The following is a 2287-nucleotide window of genomic DNA, read 5'->3' on the forward strand; positions in this document are numbered from 1 at the left end:
TACCCACTCACAGTTTATAATAATTATCTTCTCCTTTACATTTAATTCAAATCTGTATTAAAGAATATTTCATCTCGTTTCGTTTAACAAGAAGCCACATTTATATAACAATATAAAATGTGCTAAGTTATTTTATTGAACATATATCGTACTTTATCTATCCGACTATTTGGACGACGGGGCTGACAAACAGATTCACCAGTAGTAACATAGTACCCTTTTAACTCTGTTAAACAAACGCTACGTCCATTTGTAAAGAAAGTTAAATCATTACGATATTCTTGAATACACCGAGCAGGAATTTCTCCACTAAGAATGACCTCATTATTTTTCAGTTGAGTGTCTACGATGTTCGCACAATATTTAGGAGCATCGTTATATGCTCGTGAAAGATATTCTTGTGGTGCATAAATTTTAAAACTAAGATATGGCTCTAACAATTCTGTTCCAGCTTTTTTTAAAACTTGTTCCAATACAATAGGAGCAAGCATCCGAAAATCTGCTGGGGTACTAACAGGGCTATAGTATAAGCCATACTTAAAACAGATTTTACAGTCCGTCACATTCCAACCATACAATCCTTGTTCACAGCCATATCGTATCCCTTCCATAACTGCATTTTGAAACGATTGATTTAAGTATCCAAGAGAAACCGAGCTCTCATACTGTACTCCGCTCCCTAATGGAAGCGGTGCTACAGAAAGACCAATGGAAGCCCAGAAGGGATTCGGTGGCACTTCGATGTGAATGGTATACTCTGCTTTTTTTAACGGTCTTTCCATATAAATGACTGTAGGCTTTTTTATTTTTACCTCCACATGATACTTTTCTTGCAATAGAGCACAAGTCACTTCCATTTGTACTTTCCCTAAGAAAGAAAGTATGATTTCATGTGTCGTAGAATCCACATAATATTGTAGAAGCGGGTCACTGTCGGAGATTTCTAAAAGTGCATCAAGTAACATTTCCCTTTGTTGAGGTTTGCTCGGTTCAACAGTTGTTTGCAGCAGAGGGAGCGGATTTTCAATTCTCTCTCTCTGTGGCAATAGCTTTGTATCTCCAAGAACACTATTTAGCTTCAAAAACTCATTTTGCAAAATAACAATTTCCCCGGAATAAGCCTTATCAATTTTACATAATTCACCATTTATTGAAGTATACATTTCTGTAATTTTTATTTTTTCCTTTTCCGATATTCTAACCGAATCCCGCAAATGCAGGATTCCGCCATAAAGGCGTACATATGCAAGACGTTGTCTTTCTTCCGAATATTCAATTTTGAAGACATTTCCGCAAAGTTCAGACTTCTTTCTGTATGTTGATGAATAAAATTTATTCGTTATCACTTCTATAAGCTGCTCAATCCCTATGTTGCTTTTTGCGCTTCCATGATAAACAGGGTACAAGGAGCAATTCTGAAATCTTCTGATTTCCTCTTGTTCGAGTTCTAATGCTTCTAATGATTTACCGGACATATATTTCTCTAAAAGGTCATCATTTCCTTCTATTACCACATCCCATTGCTCAGGTTCCGTACAGCTCATCACACACATATTAGGGTGCAGCTCTACTTTCTGTTTGATTATAATTTCCATAGAAAGTTTCTCTTTAATATCCTGATAAACCGTTGATAAATCAATTCCATTTTGGTCAATCTTATTGATAAAAAAGATTGTGGGAATCCCCATTTTCCTAAGTGCATGAAATAATATACGAGTTTGTGCTTGTACGCCATCTTTTGCAGAAATCAGTAGAATTGCCCCATCTAAAACTGATAATGAACGATATACTTCTGCTAAGAAATCCATATGTCCTGGCGTGTCTATGATGTTCACCTTCGTATTTTCCCACTGAAAAGAGGTTATTCCTGTCTGAATTGTAATTCCTCTCTGACGTTCTAAAAGCGTATTATCCGTCTTCGTTGTACCTTTGTCCACGCTTCCTAATTCTGTAATCGCTCCACTGTTATATAATAAGCTTTCTGTTAAGGTAGTTTTTCCTGCATCAACATGAGCTAAAACTCCAATATTAATAATTTTCATGTGATTTTCCTCCATTCAAAAGCCAAAAAGGCATAAAAAATCCCAGTGACTGATACTCTTATCACTGGGTACAAAAAACTAACCCCTCCTAAAAAGGGATATCTAATTATTTGTTCCCACTATCAAATTGACAGTTTATTTAAGAATACCTTGCCGCATATTTATTAACTCCTTTTATATACTTATATTAACATTAGCACATAAGAGAGGCTTAGAGGCTTATTCAAAAGTAGACACGCACCCCG

At 35.8% G+C, this 2287-nt stretch carries 1 protein-coding gene and 1 pseudogene; both read right to left on the reverse strand.

Annotation, left to right across the window (positions count from 1 at the left end):
* Nucleotides 1-122: 122 nt before the first annotated feature.
* Nucleotides 123-2042 carry a tetracycline resistance ribosomal protection protein Tet(M) gene (gene tet(M), locus ACRCJM_RS11935; RefSeq protein WP_431465083.1) on the reverse strand — a complete coding sequence of 640 codons (1920 nt, stop codon included), beginning with the start codon at nt 2040-2042 and terminating at the stop codon, nt 123-125.
* 15 nt (nt 2043-2057) lie between these two features.
* Nucleotides 2058-2111, reverse strand: a pseudogene (locus ACRCJM_RS11940) (hypothetical protein); the annotation flags it as partial.
* Nucleotides 2112-2287: the final 176 nt, after the last annotated feature.

The organism is Rothia sp. L_38, from assembly GCF_050689125.1.
Lineage (GTDB): Bacteria > Actinomycetota > Actinomycetes > Actinomycetales > Micrococcaceae > Rothia.